At 73.8% G+C, this 20,923-nt stretch carries 19 protein-coding genes; 12 read left to right on the forward strand and 7 right to left on the reverse strand.

From position 1 onward, the window contains the following. Position 1 precedes the first annotated feature (1 nt). Positions 2–727, reverse strand: a complete 726-nt coding sequence (locus Q5530_RS24815; RefSeq protein WP_415365160.1) for a hypothetical protein — start codon at positions 725–727, stop codon at positions 2–4. A 100-nt stretch (positions 728–827) separates the two neighbouring features. After that, positions 828–2,489: a DNA repair helicase XPB gene (locus tag Q5530_RS24820; RefSeq protein ID WP_380638160.1), complete on the reverse strand. Its 1,662-nt coding sequence runs from the start codon at positions 2,487–2,489 to the stop codon at positions 828–830. Positions 2,490–2,627: 138 nt separating this feature from the next. Between Q5530_RS24820 and Q5530_RS24825 the strand changes: the two genes are divergently transcribed. The 3 genes from Q5530_RS24825 (at position 2,628) to Q5530_RS24835 (ending at position 5,545) form a co-directional block, all read left to right on the forward strand. Further along, on the forward strand, positions 2,628–4,037 hold the full coding sequence (locus Q5530_RS24825; RefSeq protein WP_415365161.1) for a hypothetical protein: 1,410 nt from the start codon (positions 2,628–2,630) through the stop codon (positions 4,035–4,037). A gap of 56 nt (positions 4,038–4,093) precedes the next feature. Then, positions 4,094–4,564, forward strand: a complete 471-nt coding sequence (locus Q5530_RS24830) for a hypothetical protein (RefSeq protein ID WP_380640187.1) — start codon at positions 4,094–4,096, stop codon at positions 4,562–4,564. A gap of 72 nt (positions 4,565–4,636) precedes the next feature. Next, positions 4,637–5,545: a hypothetical protein gene (locus tag Q5530_RS24835; protein ID WP_415365162.1), complete on the forward strand. Its 909-nt coding sequence runs from the start codon at positions 4,637–4,639 to the stop codon at positions 5,543–5,545. Positions 5,546–5,602: 57 nt separating this feature from the next. Here Q5530_RS24835 and Q5530_RS24840 read toward each other — a convergent pair whose 3' ends face one another. Further along, on the reverse strand, positions 5,603–6,502 hold the full coding sequence (locus Q5530_RS24840; RefSeq protein ID WP_415365163.1) for an ABC transporter substrate-binding protein: 900 nt from the start codon (positions 6,500–6,502) through the stop codon (positions 5,603–5,605). Between the two features lie 521 nt (positions 6,503–7,023). On the opposite strand from Q5530_RS24840, the gene Q5530_RS24845 reads away from it, so the two are divergent. From Q5530_RS24845 to Q5530_RS24860, 4 genes are read left to right on the forward strand one after another with little or no spacing between them, the layout of a single operon-like run. Beyond that, entirely contained in the window at positions 7,024–10,362 is a 3,339-nt protein-coding gene (locus tag Q5530_RS24845) for a nitrate- and nitrite sensing domain-containing protein (protein ID WP_415365164.1), read from the forward strand. Then, positions 10,359–10,778: a roadblock/LC7 domain-containing protein gene (locus tag Q5530_RS24850; protein ID WP_033432212.1), complete on the forward strand. Its 420-nt coding sequence runs from the start codon at positions 10,359–10,361 to the stop codon at positions 10,776–10,778. The genes Q5530_RS24845 and Q5530_RS24850 overlap by 4 nt, the downstream gene beginning before the upstream one ends. Before the next feature lie 29 nt (positions 10,779–10,807). Beyond that, positions 10,808–11,578 (forward strand): DUF742 domain-containing protein, encoded by a 771-nt coding sequence (locus tag Q5530_RS24855; RefSeq protein ID WP_415365165.1) that lies wholly within the window; start codon positions 10,808–10,810, stop codon positions 11,576–11,578. Next, complete coding sequence (locus tag Q5530_RS24860; RefSeq protein ID WP_380640197.1) at positions 11,559–12,164, forward strand: GTP-binding protein; 606 nt, start codon at positions 11,559–11,561, stop codon at positions 12,162–12,164. Before Q5530_RS24855 ends, Q5530_RS24860 begins: the two co-directional genes overlap by 20 nt. A gap of 295 nt (positions 12,165–12,459) precedes the next feature. On the opposite strand, the gene Q5530_RS24865 is transcribed toward Q5530_RS24860, so the two are convergent. Then, positions 12,460–14,712, reverse strand: coding sequence for a helicase-associated domain-containing protein (locus Q5530_RS24865; protein ID WP_415365166.1), 2,253 nt, complete (start codon positions 14,710–14,712; stop codon positions 12,460–12,462). A gap of 368 nt (positions 14,713–15,080) precedes the next feature. On the opposite strand from Q5530_RS24865, the gene Q5530_RS24870 reads away from it, so the two are divergent. From Q5530_RS24870 to Q5530_RS24890, 5 genes are all read left to right on the forward strand, one after another. Further along, entirely contained in the window at positions 15,081–15,266 is a 186-nt protein-coding gene (locus Q5530_RS24870) for a hypothetical protein (RefSeq protein ID WP_415365167.1), read from the forward strand. A 110-nt stretch (positions 15,267–15,376) separates the two neighbouring features. Beyond that, complete coding sequence (locus Q5530_RS24875; protein ID WP_415365168.1) at positions 15,377–16,762, forward strand: NAD-dependent malic enzyme; 1,386 nt, start codon at positions 15,377–15,379, stop codon at positions 16,760–16,762. A 176-nt stretch (positions 16,763–16,938) separates the two neighbouring features. Further along, a complete protein-coding gene (moaC, locus tag Q5530_RS24880) occupies positions 16,939–17,412 on the forward strand; it encodes a cyclic pyranopterin monophosphate synthase MoaC (RefSeq protein ID WP_380640206.1) in 474 nt (157 codons plus the stop codon). Then, on the forward strand, positions 17,409–17,891 hold the full coding sequence (locus Q5530_RS24885) for a MogA/MoaB family molybdenum cofactor biosynthesis protein (protein ID WP_415365169.1): 483 nt from the start codon (positions 17,409–17,411) through the stop codon (positions 17,889–17,891). The genes moaC and Q5530_RS24885 overlap by 4 nt, the downstream gene beginning before the upstream one ends. After that, positions 17,888–18,313, forward strand: a complete 426-nt coding sequence (locus Q5530_RS24890; protein WP_415365170.1) for a molybdenum cofactor biosynthesis protein MoaE — start codon at positions 17,888–17,890, stop codon at positions 18,311–18,313. Before Q5530_RS24885 ends, Q5530_RS24890 begins: the two co-directional genes overlap by 4 nt. A gap of 179 nt (positions 18,314–18,492) precedes the next feature. On the opposite strand, the gene Q5530_RS24895 is transcribed toward Q5530_RS24890, so the two are convergent. The 3 genes from Q5530_RS24895 to moaA form a co-directional block, all read right to left on the reverse strand. Then, positions 18,493–19,149, reverse strand: a complete 657-nt coding sequence (locus tag Q5530_RS24895) for a transglycosylase family protein (RefSeq protein ID WP_380640213.1) — start codon at positions 19,147–19,149, stop codon at positions 18,493–18,495. A 376-nt stretch (positions 19,150–19,525) separates the two neighbouring features. Beyond that, positions 19,526–19,780 (reverse strand): MoaD/ThiS family protein, encoded by a 255-nt coding sequence (locus tag Q5530_RS24900; RefSeq protein ID WP_415365171.1) that lies wholly within the window; start codon positions 19,778–19,780, stop codon positions 19,526–19,528. Between the two features lies 1 nt (position 19,781). Continuing rightward, positions 19,782–20,840 carry a GTP 3',8-cyclase MoaA gene (gene moaA / locus Q5530_RS24905; protein WP_415365172.1) on the reverse strand — a complete coding sequence of 353 codons (1,059 nt, stop codon included), beginning with the start codon at positions 20,838–20,840 and terminating at the stop codon, positions 19,782–19,784. Positions 20,841–20,923 lie beyond the last annotated feature (83 nt).

Genomic DNA, 20,923 nt, shown 5'->3' on the forward strand with positions numbered 1-20,923 from the left:
CCTAGAGCGGGTCGAGGGACGCCACGCGGCGCAGCGCGCTGTCCGACAGGTCCGGGTCGAGCTCCTCGGAGAGGACGCGCAGGGCGTCGGCGAACCGGTCCACGCGCCGGTCCAGCCCGCCCAGCTCCCGGGTCTCCTCGGCCAGCTCGCCGGCCAGCCCGGGGCGGTTCGCGACCCGGCGCAGGGACTCCCGGGCGGCCTGCGAGTCGCGCAGGGCCACCAAGGCCCGCCACAGCTGGTGCTCGACGCGCGCCACCCACCTGGCGTCCAGGTCGCGCACGGTGTCGAAGTGCCCGCACATCCGGGTCGCGCGCCGCCGCTGCTCCGGGTCGGTGAACTGGAGGACGTGCACGACGTCGGTCGCCGGGGCCGCCCACGCCAGCCGCCGGTCGTCGACGCGCACGGGGAGGGCCGCGGCCAGTCCCACGACGAGCACCGGCGCGCACGCCAGGCCCACCGACCACCACGGCGACGGGCCGAGCACCGCCAACGCCACGGCCGACAGCGCGGCGGGGACCAGCAGGGCCCGCGCCCGCGCCCGCCGGACCCGCCCCCGGACGACCCGCGCGGTCGGCGCGCGGTCCGCCCCCGGACGCCACATCCACCAGCCGGGCACCGGCGTCGACGACGTCACCGGCGCGCTCAGCGGGCCGTCGGGCGGGCCGGGCCGGACCCCCGGGCCCGCGCGCGACCGTCGGCGACCGGGCGGTGGGCCGATCCGCGCCACCGGTGCTCCACGTCGATCACAGGTCCCTCACCGTCCTCGTCGACCAGCCGGGGAGGGGGAAGTGTCCCGGCTCGTCCCCCCGGCCCCGCGACCGGGTCGGCTAGCCGACCTCGGGGAGCTTCGGGCCCAGCAGGTCGTCGGCGTCCACGATCCGGTAGGCGTAGCCCTGCTCGGCCAGGAAGCGCTGGCGGTGGGCGGCGTAGTCCGTGTCCAGGGTGTCGCGGGACACGACCGAGTAGAAGTGGGCCTGCCTGCCGTCGCCCTTGGGGCGCAGCAGCCGGCCCAGGCGCTGGGCCTCCTCCTGCCGCGACCCGAACGTGCCCGACACCTGCACGGCCACCGACGCCTCGGGCAGGTCGATGGAGAAGTTCGCCACCTTCGACACCACCAGCGTGCCCAGCTCGCCGCGCCGGAAGGCGTCGAACAGGGCCTCGCGCTCCTTGGTCTTCGTCGAACCCTGGATCACCGGCGCGTCCAGGGCCTCGCCCAGGGACTCCAGCTGGTCCAGGTACGCGCCGATCACCAGGGTCGGCTCGCCGGGGTGCCGGTCCAGGATCGACCTGACCACGGGCAGCTTGGTGCGGGCCGTGGCGCAGAGCTTGTAGCGCTCCTCCGGCTCGGCCGTGGCGTACTCCATGCGCTCGTTGTCGGTCAGGGTCACCCGGACCTCGGTGCACTCGGCGGGCGCGATCCAGCCCTGGGCCTCGATGTCGCGCCACGGCACGTCGTAGCGCTTGGGCCCGATGAGCGAGAACACGTCGCCCTCCTGGCCGTCCTCGCGCACCAGCGTGGCGGTGAGGCCGAGGCGGCGGCGGGACTGGAGGTCGGCCGTCATCCGGAACACCGGGGCGGGCAGCAGGTGGACCTCGTCGTAGACGATCAGGCCCCAGTCGCGCGAGTCGAACAGCTCCAGGTGCTTGTACTCGCCCTTCGACCTGCGGGTGATCACCTGGTAGGTGGCGATGGTGACCGGGCGGATCTCCTTGCGCTCGCCCGAGTACTCGCCGATCTCCTCCTCGGTCAGGGAGGTGCGCGCGATCAGCTCGCGCTTCCACTGGCGCCCGGCCACCGTGTTGGTGACCAGGATGAGCGTCGTCGCCCCCGCCTCGGCCATGGCCGCCGCGCCGACCAGGGTCTTGCCCGCGCCGCACGGCAGCACGACCACGCCCGAGCCGCCCGCCCGGAACGCCTGCGCGGCCCGGCGCTGGTAGTCGCGCAGCTGCCAGCCGTCCTCCTCCAGCGCGATGGGGTGCGCCTCGCCGTCGACGTACCCGGCCAGGTCCTCGGCCGGCCAGCCGATCTTGAGCAGCAGCTGCTTGAGCCGGCCGCGCTCGCTCGGGTGCACCACCACGGTGTCGTCGTCGATGCGCGCGCCCAGCATGGGCTTGACCTTCTTGTGGCGCATCACCTCCTCCAGCACCGCGCGGTCCACCGAGGCGAGCGTCAGCCCGTGCGCCGGGTGGTTGGCCAGCTGGAGGCGGCCGAAGCGGCCCATGGTGTCGACCACGTCCACCAGCAGCGGCTGCGGCACCGGGTAGCGGGAGAAGCGGACCAGGGCGTCCACGACCTGCTCGGCGTCGTGGCCGGCGGCGCGGGCGTTCCACAGCGCCAGCGGGGTGACCCGGTAGGTGTGGACGTGCTCGGGTGCCCGCTCCAGCTCGGCGAAGGGCGCGATGGAGGTGCGGGCCTCGTCCGACAGCGGGTGGTCGACCTCCAGCAGGAGGGTCTTGTCCGACTGGACGATCAAGGGGCCGTCGGTCACTGGTGCGCACTCCCGTCGATTGGGTACCTCCAGTGTGCCCACCACGTGCAAGTCCGGTGCCCGACCGCGTGTGCGCCTGGTCACGGCCCTGGGGATACCTTCTGGGTCGTCACGCGCACCCGTCCAGCGAGGATGATCATGAGCAACGAGCCGAACCAGCCCGCCGAGGACGCGCCGAAGCCCACCCCGGCCGGGTCGTCCTCGCCGAAGGCGCCCGGCGGACCGACCGCGCCGCACGTGCCGCACGTGCCGCCGGCCGACGCCGAGCGCATCGCCGCCTCCGAGGCCGCCGCCGCGACCGCCCGGGGGCCCGAGCTGACGACCCCGGCGTCCACCGGCCTCGGCTCGGGGACCGGTGAGCTCGGGACCACCCCGGAGACGGGCGCGGGCGCGCGCGAGCAGCCGGTCGCCGGCAACGAGCCCGCCACGCCCGCCGGCCCCACGGCCGTCACCGGCGCCCGTCCCGCGCCCTCCGCCGACCCGGTGGCCACCGGGGTGGACGAGCCGGCCCCCGCGTCCCCGGCCGCCGACGAGCCCTCGACGGGGGGACGGGTGACCCCCGCGTCCGCGGTCAGCGGTTCGGCCGCCGCCGGGCCCGCCGGTGCCGCCGACCCCGGCGCGTCCGGCGGCGGTGTGCCGCCGGCCCGGCCGGTCGGGGAGGTGGAGCCCGGCCCCGGCGCCTCGGTCCCGGGGGTCGCGCCCGCCGACTCGATCGACGACTCCGTGCCCGGCCCGGCCACGTCCGGTTCGGCTACGTCCGGCCCTGCCGCCTCCGACCCGACCGCGTCCGGCACCGCCACCCCTGGTTCGGCCCCGGCCGGCTCGGCTCCCGCCGCTGCCCCGGCCGGCCCCGTCACCTCCGGCCCCGTCGGCACCGGCCCCGCCACCACCGGCTCGACCGCCGCCGGGGTCACCGCCGCCACCGCCGCCGGTGCCGCTGCCGCCGGAACCGCCGGCGCGGCCACCCCCGTCCCGCCGACCCCCGCCCAGGCCGCGCCCACCCCCGCCGACCCCGGTTCCGCCGCCACCCCCCGGGCGGGCGACGGCGACGAGCCCTCCGGCAAGGGCCGGAAGCTCCTGATCGTCGCCGCGATCGTCGTGCTGGCCGCCGTGGTCGTCTTCGGCGTGGTCCGGCTGACCGGCGGCGGCTCGACGGAGGCCGGCTCCTGCGTCGACGTCACCTCCGAGTTCGAGGAGAACCCCGAGGTCAAGGGCCTCGACTGCGACGACGACCAGGCTTCGTTCAAGATCGGCGCGGTGGTCGAGGGCGTGGACGCCACCTGCCCCGAGGACGGCATCTACTCCGAGGTCGCCGAGGGCGACGGCGGCCGCAAGCTGTGCCTGCTGCCGAACATGGTCGAGGGCGCCTGCTACCGGGCGGAGGAGTCGGGCACCGGGTTCGACAAGTCCGAGTGCGTCGGCCCGGAGACCATCAAGGTCACCAGGGTGATCCAGGGCTCCACCGACCTGGAGGCGTGCCCGGACTCCGCCGGCATGGCCTACCCGGAGCCGGCGGTCACCTACTGCCTGGCGCCGGCCGAGGAGTGAACACGCACGGGTGAACCCGCTCAAGCCGCGCCGCGACCGCGCCGATGCCCCGGATCATGCGGAAGATCCGGTGGGGCATCGGCGCGGTCGCGGTGGTCGTGGCGTTCGCGTTCGTGATGCCGCTGCTCGGCGGCGGTGACGGCGACGCCGCGTCCTCGGGCCCCGTGCCGGGGTCCTGCGGCCGGGTCGAGGGCAACGGTGACGCCGACCGGTACGAGATCGCGGACTGCTCGGCCGACACCGCCGGCGTCAAGGTCGCCAAGATCGTCCCCGAGGCGTCCCGGTGCCCGGCCGGCGCGCCGTACACGACGTTCACCAGCGTGAACACGCTCTGCCTGATCCCCAACTTCGTCGAGGGCTCCTGCTACGTGCGGGACCCCCGCACCGGCCTGCGCAAGGTCGACTGCGCCACGGCCGGCGCGACCCGCGTGCTCAAGGCCGCCGAGGGCGTCGTGAGCTGCGGCGACGACCCCACCGTGCGCTACCCGGAACCCCGGGTCACCTTCTGCCTCAGCCGCCCCCTGTGACGGGCCGCTGATTCGGCTGCGCCGGGGCTTCACCCGGCGGTACGTTCCGCTCGCCTACCGAGAGGAACGCCGGTGACCACGCCCCCGAACCAGCCGCCCCCCGGCCAGCCCCAGGGCTTCCCGCCGCCCGAGCAGCCGGGGTGGGGCCCGCCGTCGCCGCAGGGCTTCCCCGGGCAGCAGCCCGGTCACCCGCCACCCGACCAGTCCGGCCACCCCCAGGGCTACCCGCCACCCGCGTACCCGCAGCCCGGCCAGACCGGCTACGCGGCCCCGGACCAGGGCGGTTACCCGCAACCCGGCTACGGCCAGCCGGAGCACCCGCAGCCCGGTTACGCCCAGCCCGGCTACCCCCAGTACCCGCAACCCGGCTACGCCCAGCACCCGCAGCCCGGCTACCCGCAACCCGGCTACCAGGGCCGGCCCGTCCACCCCCCGTACCCGCAGAGCGGCCAGCCGTTCCCACCGCCCCGCAAGGGCATCTCCAAGGCCGCGAAAGCGCTGGTCGGCGCGATCGGCCTCGGCGTCGTCGGCATCATGGTCCTGGGGCTCGTCACCAGCCTCACCGGTCCCGGCGGTGCCGACGAGGGCGACTGCCTGAAGATCAACTCGGCGAGCGTGACCGACTCCGACGTCGAGCAGATCGACTGCGCGTCCCCCGAGGCCGCCTTCAAGGTCGCGGTCCGCCTGGACAGCGGCACCGGCGCCTGCCCGACCGGCGACTACACCGAGTTCTACACCAGCGGCGGCCGCCGCAGCGACGGTTACAAGCTGTGCCTGGTCCTCAACGCCTCGGAGGGGGACTGCTTCAAGCAGGAGGGCACGATTGTCGCGGCCAAAACCACGAAGGTGACGTGCGGTACACCCGACGCTTTCAAGGTCGAGCGGGTGATCGGCAGCAGCGACGAGAACGCGTGCGCGAGCGGTGACACGGCGGTCGTTTACTCCCTCCCGCCGAGCACGATCTGCCTGACGAACGCCTGAATGCGAAAAAAGAGGGGGCCTTCTCGCAATGAAGGCCCCCTTAATGACTCTCCGTCGTTAAGTGGTTCCCGGCGGCAACATGTCGCCGATGTCCAGCCGCTCGGGCAGCACCTCTTCGGTGTCCATCATGTCCGCGACCCGCTGGAGCCGGGCCGGGTTGAGCGACAGCGGGAACGTGCCGACCGACACCAGCGCGGCGGTCTGCTGGTCGACGTCCATGTAGCCGGTCAGGGCGTCCTGCACGGACAGCTTGTCGTTCGACGCCGACTCCTGGGCGTCCCGCAGCACCTGCCGGAACAGGGCCAGCGTGCGCGGGTTGGCGTCGGCGAACTTCTTGCTCGACGCGTAGCCGGACACCGGGAAGTCCTTGGTCGGGCCGATCGCGGTGTCGGCGAGGATGCGGGCGCCCGCGTTGCGCTGCGCCTGGGTGATGAACGGCTCGGTCATCCAGGCCGCGTCCACGGTCCCGGCCCGCATCGCGTCCACCATCTGCTCGAACGGCAGCTCCTGGAGCCGGATGCTCTGCTTCTCCACGCCCGCCGTGCGCAGCATGGTCGTGGTGGTCAGGGCGCCGATGTCGCCGACGGTGTTCACCGCGATGCGCGGCGAGGGCAGCTTGTCCGGGCTGTCGTAGGCGGTGTCCAGGGTGACCAGGGCCATCGTGTTCGACCCCGCCTGGTACGCCTCGCCCTGGAGCTGGAGCTGGGCGCCCTCGGCGTAGGCGCGGAACAGGTTGACGTGGCTGGCCCAGGTGATGTCCAGGGTGGTGTCGAGCTGCTTGATGCCCTCGGCCTCATCGCTGACCGTGACCAGCTGCACCTGGAGGCCCGACCGCTCGAACAGCTTCTCGTTCAGCGCGAGCCGCAGCGGTGCCACGTCGACCACGGGCAGCACGCCGATGCGCAGCGTGTTGCGCTCCACCTCGGGCTGGTCACCGCTGTCGGTGCCGGGCAGCAATCCGCACGCCGTCAGGGTCGCGGCACACGCGAACAACGCTGCCGCACGTCGCAGAACACGCGCTGGGGTAGGCATGGCACCTCTCGCCTGGATGACCTCGTGCAGCCGGGTCCAATTGATCAACGAATATTTCGACGCACTTGTCGATGCGGGGGATCGTAACCACCCAGAGGTATGAAACGACAGTCCTGCTCGGATACGTTGAGTGCTTCCGGAGTCTTCCCCGGGGCGGGGGTCGCGCACTACGCTCCCGGCCGGGTGGCACAGGTCGTTGCGGACCGTCGTGCCCCCGGGCGGGGGAGGGGTGCCTAGCCGGCACCACCGCTCCTGTGCTGCAATTCGGCCCGATTTCGAAGTCCATGCTTCGGCCCTGGGGAGAGGTCGGGGAACACTGCTGCCGGAAGAGGAAGCCCAGGGTGGCCCGTCGAGAGAGAGGTCCCAGCCAGTCAGGCGTGGGGATTCCACCACGCTCGGAAAGCCCCGGAACGGGTGATGGACTGGCTGCGTTGAGTGATGGAACTGTGACCGAGTCCACGGGTGCCGGCCCCAGCACCGACGTGCGCGAGCAGCAGGCCCGCACCGCCGGGTGGCGGCTGCGCAACTGGCGGCTGCCCACCAAGCTGGCGGCCGTCCTGCTCATCCCCACCGTGGCCGCGCTCGCCCTGGGCGGGCTGCGGGTGCAGTCCGACCTCGCCGACGCGACCGAGTTCAACCAGTTGGCCAACCAGATCCAGCTGGAGGCCGCGGTCGCGGACCTGGTGCAGCAGCTCCAGCGCGAGCGGGACCTGAGCACCAGCCACGTGGCCTCCGGCAAGGAGCTCGACCGCGTCGTGCTCGACCGGCAGCTGCGCCGCGTCAACGACGAGATCGACGCCCTCAACGGGCGCATCATGGAGCTCAGCGGGGACCTCCAGGACGACGTCGTCACCCGGTTCAGCCGGGCGTCGGACCAGCTCAACCGGCTCAACAGCCTCCGCAACGCGGTCCGCGACACCCAGTACCCGTCCGACGCGGTGCTGCGCACCTACTCCGAGTCGGTGGAGAGCCTCCTCGACCTCGGCGAGCAGGCCATCGCGGGCATCAACGACCCCGAGCTGGTGCGGCTGCACCTGGCCACCAACGCCATCGCCCGCATCAAGGAGCAGGAGTCGCGCAAGCGCGGCATCATGCTCGACGTCTTCCAGCGCGGCACGTTCAGCGCCGGCCAGCAGCGCCAGCTGCTCGCCGCCAACGCCGAGCTGGACGCCGCCCGCAACGACTTCCGCAAGTCCGCGACCCCCGACCAGGCCAAGATCTACGACGACACGGTCACCGGTCTGATCGTCGACACCGCGAACGACATGCAGGAGACGGCGCTCAACCTGGCCGGCGCGGGCCGCAACCTGGAGACGCTGCGCCCGGAGAAGTGGGACATCGCCTCCACCCTGACGGTGAACCTCACCCGGGACGTCGAGGTCCTGCTGCTGGAGCAGCTCCAGGGCCGCACCAACGAGCTGACCGGCGAGGCGCGGGCCGCGGCGTTCCGCGACTCCGGCATCGTGCTCGGCGCGCTGCTGCTGGCCCTGGTCATGGCGCTGTTCGTGGCCCGGTCGATCCTCAACCCGCTGCGCGTGCTGCGCCGCACCGCCCTCCAGGTCGCCGACCGCGGCCTGCCCGAGGCGGTCGGGGCGATCCTGAGGGCCCCGAACCCCGAGGAGGCCGCCAAGACGGCCATCGCGCCGGTGCCGATCACCACCCGCGAGGAGGTCGGCCAGGTCGCGCGGGCGTTCGACGCGGTGCACGGCGAGGCGGTCCGGCTGGCCGCCGAGCAGGCGCTGCTGCGCGACAACGTCAACTCGATGTTCGTCAACCTGTCCCGCCGCTCCCAGGCCCTGGTCGAGCGCCAGCTGAACCTGATCGACCGGCTGGAGCAGGACGAGCAGGACCCCGACCAGCTGGCCAGCCTGTTCGAGCTGGACCACCTGGCCACCCGGATGCGGCGCAACAGCGAGAACCTGCTGGTCCTCTCCGGCACCGACCTGTCGCGCCGGCTCACCCGCCCGGTCCCGGTGGCCGAGGTGCTCGGCGCCGCCGTGTCCGAGGTCGAGCAGTACGCCCGCGTGCAGGTCGGCCAGGCCCCGGAGCTGACCGTCCAGGGCCGCGCGGTCAACGACCTCGTGCACCTGATCGCGGAGCTGCTGGACAACGCCACCGTGTTCTCGGACCCGGTGACCAAGGTCACCGTGCGCACGGCCCGCACCCGCAAGGGCGAGCTGGCCATCGAGATCCAGGACCGCGGCGTCGGCATGGGCGAGCAGGAGATCAACGACGCCAACGAGCGGCTGGCCGACCCGCCGGACGTGGACGTGTCGGTGTCCCGCCGCATGGGCCTGTACGTGGTCGCGCGGCTGGCCAAGCGCCACGACATCCGGGTGCGGCTGCGCCCCAACGAGGACATCGAGGGCGGCACCACCGCGCTCGTGCTGGTGCCCGAGACGCTGGTCCAGCAGCCCGGCGCGCCGATGGAGCCGCCCCCCGCGTTCAGCGGCGGCAACCCGGCGCAGCGCGCGTCCGGCATCGCCGGCGCGTTCGGCCTGGGCGGCTCGACCCGCCCCGACGACGAGCCGAGCTTCCCCAGCTTCCCCAGCCTGCCCCGGGTCGAGGACGAGCAGCCCGCGTTCCCGGTGAGCTTCGTGCGCGGCGAGGGCGAGCACGACGCGGCCCGCCTGCCCGCGTTCGGCGAGGCCCCGGCCGTCGCCCCGGAGGAGGTCCCGGCCGAGACCGCGTCGGAGCTCTCCCAGCCGTGGCTGCCCGCGGCCGGCGAGCGCGACGTCGAGCGCGAGCCGTCCGGGTCGTTCGGCGAGCCGACCCTGTTCACCGCCTACGAGGACCGCGACGAGCGGGACTCGGACCACCAGCACGGGTTCGAGACCACCCAGTTCGCCGCGGCCGTGGACGCGAACTTCACCGCCGACGAGCCGGAGCCCGCGCACCGCAACGGCACCGCGCCCGCCCCGTCCCGGCCGGCCGACGCCGACCTGGACGCGCCCACCGAGCGGCTGCCGATCTACGAGGCGGTCCTGTCGCAGTGGTTCCAGGCCGTGGGCAGCGAGACCTCCGCGGCCGCCGCGCAGGCCGTGCCGCCCGCCGCCGTCGAACCCGCGCCGGGGACGCCGTCCACGCCGCTGCCGACCCGCCGGTCCAGGGCCGCCCAGGACGGGTCCGCGGACCCGGCGCCGGTCGACTTCGGCGTCGAGGTCGGTCGTGGCGAGTTCGGCCGGATCGACGTGTTCGGGGAGTCCGGCTTCGCCGACCCGGCGATCGGCGACACCTCGTTCGTGGACCCCGGTGACGCGCTGGTGCAGCGCGGCACCCTGGACGTGACCTCGAACGGGAGCGCGAACGGCCTGCCCGGGCGCGAGCCCGAGAACGGCACGCCTACCCTGATCGGGGGAGGGTTGCCCAAGCGGCAGCCCGGCTCGCCCCACAACCTGCCCAAGCGTGCTGCGGAGGTGTCCCGCGTGACCGAGCCCGAGCCGGTCGCCGATCCCGAGCCGGGGGACGCCGAGGCGGTGTGGCAGTCGCCCGCCGACGAGGGTTGGCAGGCGGCGCAGTCCCTGTTGAACAAGGTTCCAGAGAGCACGACACAAGCGGGGTTGCCCAAGCGGGTGCCCAAGGCTCAGCTTGTGCCGGGATCGGCCGCGCCGAAGCCCCAGGCGTCGGAGCGGCAACCGCAGCGGCCCCCGCTGCCACCACGGTCGGCTGACGCGATCCGTGGACGCATGTCGAGTCTTCAGCAGGGCGTCCGTCGAGGGCGACACGCGATGATCGACGCTTACGCTGGTGACATGTCGAGCCGGCAAGACGAGGAGCAGGAGTGACGACCGCAGCTCAGCCAGGAAGCTTTGGTTGGCTTATCACCGACTTCGTGCGCCGGGTGCCCGGTGTAGCGCATTCCGTGGTGGTGTCGGCGGACGGGCTTCTGCTCGCCGGCTCACAGGGGCTGCCCCGAGACCGCGCCGAACAACTGTCCGCCGTGGCCTCCGGCCTGGTCAGCCTCACCCAGGGCGCCGCCCGCTGCTTCGAAGCGGGTGCGGTCAACCAGACGGTGGTCGAGATGGAACGGGGCTACCTGTTCCTGATGTCGATCAGCGACGGGTCGTGCCTGGCCGTGCTGGCCGCGCCCAACTGCGACATCGGTCTCGTCGCCTACGAGATGACGCTGCTGGTCGAGCGCGTGGGCCAGCAGCTGACCCCGGAGCTGCGCGCGCAGCTCCAGGGTGTGGTTCGGCGGTAGTCCTCATGAGATCGTGGGGGTGAGGGTGGATGGCTGAACGATCTGGCGCCGGCGGCCGCCGCTTCGGTAGGAACTTCAACTACCAGGAGTGGGCGGTCGGTGGCTTCCGATTCGCTGAGCCGGATGCCGACCCCGCACAGGACGAGGAAGCCGAGGACGCACCGAACTCGTGGAAGGGCCGCCGGGCGGAGCGGGCCCCGGGACCACCACGGGTCGAAGGCACAGGGCAGGGGCAAGGCGACATGTCACAGCGTGAGGTTGACGACTCGTCGTACGACTACGACGACGTCCCCAACCGGTTCGACATCGACGGGTACGGCAGCGGGCTGTTCGGGGGTCCGGGCGCCGACCTGTTCGGTGCCCACGGCCTGCCCGACAGCGTGCCGGAACAGGTGCCCTACACGACCGGGCCGCAGCCGGTCGTGCGACGGCACGAACCCACCCCGGAACCCTCCGAGGAGTCCGGTTCGCTGGTGCGCCCGTACACCCGCACCGGCGGGCGCACCCGTCCCGACTACGACCTCGCCATCGAGGCGCTGGTGTCCACCAGCGAGAAGGGCCTGGACCGGGAGGCGGCGGTGCTGCCGGAACACCGGTCCATCTGCGGGCTGTGCACCGACACCAGGTCGGTGGCCGAGGTCGCCGCACACCTGCGCCTGCCCCTGGGCGTCGTGCGGGTGCTGATCGGCGACATGGCGAGCATGGGTTTGGTTTTGATTCACCAGGGCGGCTTGGTCGTTGGGGACCGGCCTTCCATTGAATTCCTTGAGAGGGTGCTCAGTGGGCTTCGCAGGCTCTAGCCCCAACGCGGCCGAAGGCGCACGGAAGCCGACGACCTCCGCGAAGATCGTGGTGGCCGGCGGCTTCGGCGTGGGCAAGACGACGTTCGTCGGTTCCGTGTCGGAGATCGTTCCGCTGACCACCGAAGCGGTGATGACCGAGGCCAGCGCCGGGGTCGACGACCTCTCGGCCACGCCGAACAAGGTCACGACCACGGTGGCCATGGACTTCGGCCGGGTGTCGCTGGACCAGGACCTGATCCTGTACCTGTTCGGCACGCCCGGCCAGCACCGGTTCTGGTTCATGTGGGACGACCTGGTGCGCGGCGCCATCGGCGCGATCGTGCTGGTCGACACCCGCCGACTGGCCGACGCGTTCGCCTCGATCGACTTCTTCGACGACCGGCAACTGCCGTACGTGGTCGGCGTGAACTGCTTCGACGGGTTGCTGCACCACCGCATCGAGGACGTGCGGGAAGCGCTGACCATCGACCAGTCCGTGCCGATGGTGACGTGCGACGCCCGCAACCGGCAGTCGACGAAGCAGACGCTCATCACGCTGGTGGAGCACGCGATGCGCCAGTGGATGTCGGTGCGCGCGGGCTGACCGCCCCGCGGTCTCCGCGTCGGTGGGCGGCTTCCGCCCACCGACGCGGCCGCCCGCCGCCCTCACCCGGCTGCCGTCTCGCCCTGGCTGCCGCCCTCACCGGCCCGCCGCCTTGACCTGGCTGCCGCCCTCACCGGCTGCTGTCCTCGCCCGGCTGCCGCCTCAACCCGGCCGGCCCGTGTCCACCCGGGCCCGTGCCCACCCGGCCTCGCCCGCCGCCGACGGTCGTCCTCCCCGGCGGTCGTCTTCTTCCGCTCGGCCTCTTCCGCTCGTCTTCTTCCGCTGCCCCAGGCCGTCAGCCGTTGTCGTCCTGGTCCTCGACCAGCGCGGCGGACGTGATGCGGTGCAGCGGGAAGCGGCGCACCTCGCCGTAGCTGACGTCCACGCCCTCCAGCACACCGCCGCCCACCACCTGCGGCGTGATGACGCGGCGGGCGGCCGTGCCGTGGCTGTCGACGAAGTCCACCAGCACGCTGCGGCCCTGCCGGGCGGCGCGCTGGAGCAGGGCGAGCGTCGCGGACGGGCCCGCGCCCAGGTGGCCCGGCACCGACACCCTCGTCCCGCCCGCGGTGGTCGCCGCGCGGTCGCCCGCCCGGACCAGGCGGACCAGCTCGTCCAGCTGCTCGTCGGAGGGCACGGCGGGCGGCACGGACCTGCGGCGGCCCTTGCCCGCGATCCGGCGTCCCCGCTCGCGCAGGTCGAGCACGCGGCCGTCCGCGCTCTCGGCGGCGGGCGCGAACCCGGCGGTCCGCAGGGCGTCCAGCACCTCGGCCAGCGGCAGCGGGCTGACCAGCACGGTCGGCGCGATCCGGCGCAGCTCCAGCCGCTCGGCGGTCGGGTGCGCCAGCACCTCGGCGACCAGCACCGGGTCGTCGCAGCGCAGGAACGACCCGGCCGCGCCGCCGCGCAGCCTGCCGTGCTTGCGGGCGGTGTCGTCGATCAGGTAGGTCAGCGACTGCGGCACCGGGGTGCGCGACCGCGACCGGAACAGCTCGTGCAGGTCGGCGGCGCTGCGGCCGGCGTCGAACGCCCGGCGCACCGAGCCCTCGTGCACGCGGTAGACGGTGGCGCCGCCCGCCGACTCGACGTCCGCGACCAGGTCGATCTCGTCGGCCAGCTCCGGGTCGAGCCGGCCGGGGGCGACCACGGTCAGGTCGGCCTGCACCAGCACGTGGTCGACGGGGGCGGGCAGCGCGTCGCCGAGGCGCTTGGCGGCCGGGCCGGGGCCCTCGGTGAGCAGGGTGCGGCCCTGGGCGGTGATCGCGTTGAGGGCGAGCACGCCCGTCTGCGTGCCCTCGTCCACGGTCCAGCGGACCAGCTCGTCGCGCAGGCGGCCGCCGCGGCGGGGCGCGCGCCAGGCCAGCACGGCGGCCAGCTCGTCCGGGTCGGTGACGGCGGTGCCCGGATCGAGGGCGGCCAGGGCCTCCAGCACGCGCCTGCGGTCCCTGGGCGCGGCCGGGCGGTTGAGCTCGGGGGCCAGGGGGTTGAGCAGGCGGTCGCGGTCGTCGCGCTGCCCGATCAGGCCCGGCAGGCGGGGCAGGTCGAGCCACGCCTGGGCGAGCGCGGCCCACCGGTGCTCGGGGGCGGCCACCAGCCAGGCGTCGGCCTGCGTGGTCGGCGCCCACTCCGGCTCGGTGCCCTCGCTGTCGGCGACCAGGCCCGCGTTGACGACCAGCTCGACCAGCAGCGCGGCGCGGCGCTCGTCGGCGTTCACGTCCTTGGCCAGCCGGCGCAGGTCGCGCACGCCGAGGCCGCCGGACCGCAGCACCGGCGGCGGTTCGCCCGACCAGCTCTTGATCAGGATCTCGACGTGGCGCGACAGCTCCAGCGCCACGCCGCCGCCGGTCCGGTCCACGGTGGAGGGCTCGCGGGCGGCGGTGCCCAGCGGCGGCTCGACCACCCGCACGTCGCCCAGCGGTCGGTCGCCGCGCACCTTCAGGCCGATCTCGCGGGGCAGCTCGACGGTCAGCGCGTCCCGCCGGATCAGCAGGCCCCTGGCCAGCAGCTTCTGGATCGGCGTCGTGGCGGTGGCGAGGGAGACGGCGTGGGCGGCGTCCCGGGTCTGCCCGACCGGCGGCCCGGCGGCGAGGGCCCGCAGCACGCGGCGCTCGTCCTCGGGCAGCCCGTCCACCTCGGCGTCGGCCAGGCCCGGCACCGAGCGCCCCAGCCCGCACGGGAAGGCGTTGACCGCGTCCCGGGTGGCCGGGGGCGTGGAGATCGCCCCGTCGTCGCCCCACAGCAGCGCCCGCTCCCGCAGCGCTTCGAGGGCGTCCCGCACGTCGACGCCCGCGAACAACGCCTCCAGCTCGGCCACCGCGACCGGCCTCAGGTCCGCGTCCAGCACCAGCAGCGCCTCCAGCACCGTCAGCGTGAACGTGTCGAGGTCCTCGCAGGCGCGCGCCACCGAGGCCCGCGACCCGATGCGGGTGGCGAGCACGGTCGTGTCGGCCGGTGGTGGCGTGGCCAGGTCGGGCCGGGCGCGCAGCAGGGCCACGAGCGCGGCGTCCTCCCGCGCCCGCAGCCACTCGGCAAGGGTGACGCCGGACATCCCCACCACGGTATATGCCTCCCCACCACCCCTCGCACCCCCACCACCACCCGCGCGAGTCGTACCCCCAGACCTCGCGTGTCGTACGTCCAGACCGCGCGAGTCGTACGTTCCGGACCCCCGTGTCGTACCCCCAGGACCCCCGAGTTCAGTCCTCAGGCCCCCACATCACCGGTCGGGCGGGGCCACGAACACTGAATTCGGGGGTCCTGGACGTACGACTCGCGAGGTCTGGGCGTACGACTCGCGCGGGTTAGGTATCGCACAAGTGATGCGTCTCTCCGGGGTCGGGCGGGGCACCGCGGACCGACCGGAACGGTCGGGTGAGGCACACTTGAACCCGACGCAGGCAACACCGAGGAGGAATCGTGGCCAAGGCCCGCCCCGAGCGCATCGACCCGCACTGGCCGGAGCCGCCGGTGGACGGCAAGCACGCGGTCAGCGAGCTCGCCGCCGAAGTCCAGGGCGCCCTGTCCCCGTTCGGCAAGGTCACCTTCCCGGTGCCGGTCGAGGAGCTCGGTTACCGGCACCCGGTCACCGAGATCAACCGGTGATCGACCGCTAGCACACGATCGCGCGCGGCGGACGAGCCGCGCGCGTTCCGCAATTCCGCCCGGACTACGCTCGATGGCCTCTTGCGCAGCGCAGTCCTGGGAGGTTCGCCGTGCCGGTCCCCGGCCCTGGTTACTCGATCACCGTCCGCCTGGAGGCCCCGCCGTCGGCGTCCGCCGCGGGCGACCTCGCCTCGGCGGTCGGGCGGGCCGGTGGCGTCATCACCGCGTTCGACGTCGTCGAGTCGCACGCCGACCGGGTGATCGTCGACCTCACCTGCAACGCCCTGTCGGCCAACCACGCCAAGGACATCACCGACACCCTCGGCCTGCTGCCGGGCGTCGCGGTCCGCAAGGTGTCCGACCGGACCTTCCTGGTCCACCTCGGTGGCAAGATCGAGATCGCGTCCAAGGTGCCGCTGCGCAACCGCGACGACCTCTCCCGCGCCTACACCCCCGGCGTGGCCCGCATCTGCCAGGCCATCGCGGAGAACCCCGACGACGCCCGCCGGCTCACCATCAAGCGCAACACCGTCGCCGTGGTCACCGACGGCTCGGCCGTGCTCGGCCTGGGCAACATCGGCCCGGCCGCCGCGCTGCCGGTGATGGAGGGCAAGGCCGCGCTGTTCAAGAAGTTCGCGGGCGTGGACGCCTGGCCGGTGTGCCTGGACACCCAGGACACCGAGGAGATCATCCGCGCGGTCGAGCTGATCGCCCCCGTCTACGGCGGCATCAACCTGGAGGACATCGCCGCGCCCCGCTGCTTCGAGATCGAGGCGCGGCTGCGCGAGAAGCTGGACATCCCGGTCTTCCACGACGACCAGCACGGCACCGCGATCGTCGTGGTCGGCGCCCTGCGCAACGCCCTGCGCGTGGTCGGCAAGCAGCTCGCCGACTGCAAGATCGTGGTCTGCGGCGTGGGCGCGGCGGGCAGCGCGATCATCCGGCTGCTGCTCAAGCAGGGCCCCGGCGACGTGGTCGCGGTCGACGTGGACGGCATCGTGCACCGCGACCGCCCCGGCCTGGACGACAACCTGGCCTCCATCGCCGCCGCCACGAACAGGTCCGGCCTCAGCGGCCGGCTGCACGACGCGCTGGTCGGCGCGGACGTGTTCATCGGCGTGTCGGCCCCGAACCTGTTCGGCGCCGAGCAGGTCGCCACGATGAACGACGACGCGATCGTGTTCGCGCTGGCCAACCCGGACCCGGAGATCGACCCGATGGAGGCGCAGAAGCACGCCGCCATCGTGGCCACCGGGCGCAGCGACTTCCCGAACCAGATCAACAACGTGCTGGCGTTCCCCGGCGTGTTCCGGGGCCTGCTGGACGCCAACGCGCACACCATCACCGACTCGATGCTGCTGGCCGCGGCGACCGCCATCGCGGACGTGGTGGACGGCGACCGGCTCAACGCCTCGTTCATCGTGCCCAGCGTGTTCGACACCACGGTGGCCCCGGCGGTGGCCGAGGCGGTGCGCAAGGCCGCGACCGGAGCCTGAAGCCCCGAAGCCTGGAGCCGAGAGGGCAGGGAGGCCGGGCGGGACGTGAAGGGCGAGCGGGACGTGAAGGGCGAGCGGGGGCGTGAGGGCCGGGCGGGTCGGGCTGGCCGGGCGGGGGCGTGAGCCGGGTGGGTCGGGCGGGTCCGGTGGGGCGGGCGCGGCCTAGCATCGCCGGTATGAGCGAGCACCTCACCCACGTGGACCGCGCGGGCGCGGCGCGCATGGTCGACGTCTCCGGCAAGGAGCCGACCACGCGCACCGCGGTCGCCTCCGGCGTGCTGCGCACGACGGAGCAGGTGGTGGCGCTGCTGGGCAGCGCCGGCCTGCCCAAGGGCGACGCGCTGGCCACCGCCCGCATCGCCGGGATCATGGCCGCGAAGCGCACCTGGGAGCTGGTGCCGCTGTGCCACCCGATCGCGCTGTCGGGGGTGGAGGTGGGCCTGGAGCTGGGCGGGGCGGAGGTGCGCATCACGGCGACCGTCCGCACCACCGACCGCACCGGCGTGGAGATGGAGGCCCTGACCGCGGTGTCGGTGGCGGGCCTGACCCTGCACGACATGGTCAAGGCGGTCGACCCGGCGGCGCAGCTGGACGCCGTGCGGGTGGAGCGCAAGGAGGGCGGCAAGACCGGTCTGTGGGAGCGCCCGTGAGCGCCCCGAGGACGGCGCGGGTGATCACGGCGTCCAACCGGGCGTCGGCCGGGGTCTACGAGGACCGCTCGGGTCCGGTGATCGTGGCGTGGCTGCGGGAGCGCTCCTACGAGGTGCCGGACGCGGTGGTGGTGCCCGACGGCGAGCCGGTGGCCGAGGCGCTGCGGCGGGCCGTCGCGGACGGCGTGGCGGTGGTGGTCACCACCGGCGGCACGGGCGTCAGCCCGACCGACCGCACGCCGGAGGCCACGCGCGCGGTGCTGGACCGCGAGGTGCCGGGGGTGGCCGACGCGATCCGCCTGTCGGCGTGGCCGCGCGTGCCCACGGCCGTGCTGTCGCGCGGGCTGGCGGGGGTCGCGGGCCGCACGTTCGTCGTCAACCTGCCGGGGTCGACCGGTGGGGTGCGCGACGGCCTGGAGGTGCTCGCGGCGGTGCTGGAGCACGCGGTCGACCAGCTGGCCGGGGGTGATCACGCGTGACCGCGGTGCTGCGCGCGACCGTCAGCGACGAGCCGCTGTCGGTGGCCGAGCACGTCGCGCTGGTGGAGCACGCCGCCGCCGGGGCGGTGGTGACCTTCGCCGGGGTGGTCCGCGACCACGACGGCGGCCGGTCGGTGCGGGAGCTGGAGTACGTGGGCCACCCGACGGCCGCCGGGGTGGTGGCCGAGGTGGTGGCGGACGTGGTGGCGCGGTTCGACGGGGTGCGCGCGGTGGCCGTGTCGCACCGGGTCGGGGCGCTGGCGATCGGGGACGTGGCGCTGGCGTGCGCGGTGTCGGCCGATCACCGCCGCGCGGCGTTCGACGTGTGCTCGGAGCTGGTCGACGAGGTGAAGCGCCGGCTGCCGGTGTGGAAGCGGCAGGTGTTCGCCGACGGCAGCGACGAGTGGGTCAACATGCCCTGAGCGGTCCGCCGGCGAGCCGGAGGACGCCGGAGGGCCGGGGAGGCCGAACGGGACTCCGGGCGGTCGTGCGGGCGGCTGGGGAGCCGTGGGGGCCCGGAACGGGTCCGGGACCCGACCGCCGAGGGGAAGGCGGTCGGGTCCCGTGCCGGCTCACGCCGACCGGACCACCCGGTCGAGGATCACTTGGTGGCGATCTTCATGCCCGGCATGATGAGGTCCGGGTTCGGGATGAAGTCCTTGTTCAGCTGGTGCAGCGCGGTCCAGCCGCCGTCGACCTTCAGCTCGTCCGCGATCTTGGACAGGGTGTCGCCCGCCTTGATCTCGTAGTCGCCCTCGGGGTTGCTGCTCGGCAGCGCCACCACGACGGGGGCGGGGGCGGCCTGCTGGACCGGCGCCGGGGCCTGCCGGGGCTGCTGCTGCACCGGCGCCTGCTGGACCGGGGCCTGGCGGGCCGGGGCCGGGGCGGCGCCGCCGCCGAGGCCCTTGGGGCCGCAGACGGGCCAGGCGCCGATGCCCTGCGTGCGCAGGACGTTCTCCGCCACGCGGATCTGCTCCGCGCGGGAAGCCTGGTGGGGCATACCGCTGCCACCGTTGGCGGTCCACGTGGACGGCAGGAACTGCAGGCCGCCGTAGTAGCCGTTGCCGGTGTTGATGCTCCAGTTGCCACCGCTCTCGCACGCCGCGACCGCGTCCCAGTTGACGCTCTGGGCGTTCGCGGTGCCGGCGGCCAGGCCCAGCGGGGCGCCGACGATGACGCCGGCGACGGCGACCTTGGCGATGCCGCGGGCCGCGGAGCTGGTGGTGGTCGGGCGGTGCTTGCCTCGGTAAGAGAACATTTCCCTCTCAGCCCGTCCGCACCTGCTCGGGCGGTCCGGGTTCGGGCCCGGGGATCGCCCAGCTTTCCTGTCCGGCGGATTTCTCTCGCTCGGGGGGTGTGCCCGGGGCCGTTGGACAGGTTCGGTGCGTGGCGTCCGGGTCGTGCTGCGGTCGGTCGGGGCCAACCGAGGAGCGACGGTACGTAACCGGGAGAGCTCGCGCCAAACGAACTGCTATGTGATCGACATCACGGTAACGCCATGGGGTGACTCCTCGACCATGGTGTTTAGCCAGGTCAGAGCACCGTTACCGGTCCGTTTCCGTTCCGAGATCGGTCGAAATAAATCACGTTAAGTGAGGTCTGGCTCACGTGTTAACCCGTCCGAGGCGGTGCTGTCAGCCCCCGGCGAAGGGCGGCAACACGTCCAGTCGTGACCCGGACCACACCGTCGTGTCGTGGTCGCGGACCGCGATCCCGTCCAGCAGGAAGCTGCACGCGGGCAGCACCCGGGTCGCCCGGTCGCCGTGCCGCTCCCGCACCGCCGCGAGCACTGCGGCCACCGTCGGGGCCTCGTCGGGCAGCTCGAAGCTCTCGTCCGTCACACCCACGGCCGCCCGCGCGCCCGCGAAGTACCGCACCGTCAGCCGCACGTCATCCCCCGATCGCGCTCATGGGCCGGTCGGGCTGGCTGAACCCGGGCGAGTTGATGCCGTGCCCGGCCGCCTTCTCCCACGAGTTCCCGCGCCACCGGTCCGCGACCTCCTCGTCGGTCGCGCCGCCGCGCAGCAGGGCCCGCAGGTCCGTCTCGGACCGGCTGAACAGGCAGTTGCGCACCTGGCCGTCGGCGGTCAGCCGGGTCCGGTCGCACGCCGCGCAGAACGGCCGCGTCACCGAGGCGATCACGCCGACCACGGCCGGCCCGCCGTCCACCAGCCACCGCTCGGCGGGCGCGCCACCCCGCTCGCCCGGCTCCGGCGCCAGCGAGAACTCCGAGCGCAGCGCCGCCAGGACCTCCTCCGCGGTCACCATGCCGTCCCGGTCCCAGCCGTGCTGCGGGTCCAGCGGCATCTGCTCGATGAACCGCAGCTGGTAGCCGTGCTCCAGGCAGAACCGCAGCAGCGGCACGGCCTCGTCCTCGTTCACCCCGCGCATCAGCACCGAGTTCACCTTGACCGGGGACAACCCGGCCTCCCGGGCCGCCGCCAGGCCGGCGAACACGTCGCCCAGCCGGTCGCGCCTGGTCAGCTCCCGGAACCGCGCCGGGTCGAGGGTGTCGAGCGAGACGTTCACCCGGTCGAGGCCCGCCGCGACCAGACCGGCGGCCCGCTTCGCCAAGGTCAACCCGTTCGTGGTCATTGAGATCCGCGGCCGGGGCGCCAGCGCCGCCGTGGCGGCCACCACGTCGTCCAGGTTCGGCCGCAGCAGCGGCTCGCCGCCGGTGAACCGGACGTCGGTCACGCCCAGCCGGGTCACCGCGATGCCGATCAGCCGGACCAGCTCCTCGTCGGTGAGCAGGTCCGGCTTCGGCAGCCAGTCCAGGCCCTCGGCGGGCATGCAGTAGGTGCAGCGGAGGTTGCAGCGGTCGGTCAGCGAGACGCGCAGGTCGGTCGCGACCCGGCCGAACCGGTCGACCAGCAGCGGTGAGCCCGGACGTGCCGGGGCGTCGGGGGTGGCGCGCACGACGGGGATGCCCAACTCCACGGCTGTCACCCGCCCCAGGGTAATCGGCCCGCACCGGCGGTCACCGGAAAAAGCGCGGCCGGCGGCGCTCCGGGGCCCGGACGACCGTGCCT

The sequence above is a fragment of the Saccharothrix sp. BKS2 genome (assembly GCF_047689505.1).
GTDB lineage: Bacteria > Actinomycetota > Actinomycetes > Mycobacteriales > Pseudonocardiaceae > Actinosynnema > Actinosynnema lopnurensis.